This is a genomic window from Alicycliphilus sp. T452 (assembly GCF_054512775.1).
The window spans coordinates 1-1,111 of sequence record NZ_JBTNEH010000072.1 but is presented as its reverse complement, the minus strand read 5'-3'; the positions used below and the strand labels follow the sequence as shown (position 1 = coordinate 1,111).

Sequence of the window (1,111 nt, the reverse complement as noted above, 5' to 3'; positions counted from 1 at the left end):
GTCCCCGTCAAGCGCGTGGTGGACTACAACGTGAAAGTCCGGGTGAAATCGGACGGCACGGGCGTAGACATCGCCAACGTGAAGATGAGCATGAACCCCTTCGACGAAATCGCCGTCGAGGAAGCCGTGCGCCTGAAGGAAAAAGGCGTGGCCACCGAAGTCATTGCCGTCAGCTGCGGCGTGGCGCAATGCCAGGAAACCCTGCGCACCGCCATGGCCATCGGCGCCGACCGCGCCGTTCTTGTGGAAACCGACGCCGAACTGCAGCCGCTGGCCGTGGCCAAGCTCCTGAAGGCCCTGGTGGACAAGGAACAGCCCGGCCTCGTCATCCTGGGCAAACAGGCCATCGACGACGACGCCAACCAGACCGGCCAGATGCTCGCCGCCCTGGCCGACCTGCCCCAGGCCACCTTCGCCAGCAAAGTCGAACTGGCGGGCGACAAAGTCAACGTCACGCGCGAAATCGACGGCGGCCTCGAAACCCTGGCGCTCAGCTTGCCTGCCGTGGTCACGACCGACCTGCGCCTGAACGAACCGCGCTACGTCACGCTGCCCAACATCATGAAGGCCAAGAAAAAGCCGCTGGAAACCGTCAAGCCCGAAGACCTGGGCGTGGACGTCGCCCCGCGCCTGAAAACCCTCAAAGTGGCAGAACCCCCGAAGCGCGGCGCCGGCATCAAAGTGCCCGACGTCGCCACCCTCGTGGCCAAACTCAGGAACGAAGCCAAGGTCATCTAAAGGCCCGAAGGAGAACACGCACATGACCGCACTCGTCATCGCCGAACACGACAACGCCGGCATCAAGGCCGCCACCCTCAACACCGTCACCGCGGCCGCCGCCTGCGGCGCCGACGTGCACGTGCTCGTCGCCGGGGAAAACGCCCAGGGCGCAGCCCAGGCCGCGGCGCAAATCGCCGGCGTCGCCAAAGTCATCCACGCCGACGGCGCCAGCCTCAAGGACAGCCTGGCGGAAAACCTCGCCGCCCAGATCCTGCAGATCGCCGGCAACTACAGCCACATCCTCTTCCCCGCCACGGCCGGCGGCAAGAACGCGGCCCCGCGCGTGGCCGCCAGGCTCGACGTGGCGCAGATCAGCGACATCACCAAAGTC

Annotated in this window: 2 protein-coding genes; both read left to right on the top strand. The window is 66.2% G+C overall.

Annotation, left to right across the window (positions count from 1 at the left end; genetic code table 11):
* On the top strand, window positions 1–738 hold a 738-nt coding region (locus ACX12L_RS22950), incomplete at its 5' end, for an electron transfer flavoprotein subunit beta/FixA family protein (protein WP_459264574.1).
* A gap of 22 nt (window positions 739–760) precedes the next feature.
* On the top strand, window positions 761–1,111 hold a 351-nt coding region (locus ACX12L_RS22945), incomplete at its 3' end, for an adenine nucleotide alpha hydrolase family protein (RefSeq protein WP_459264573.1).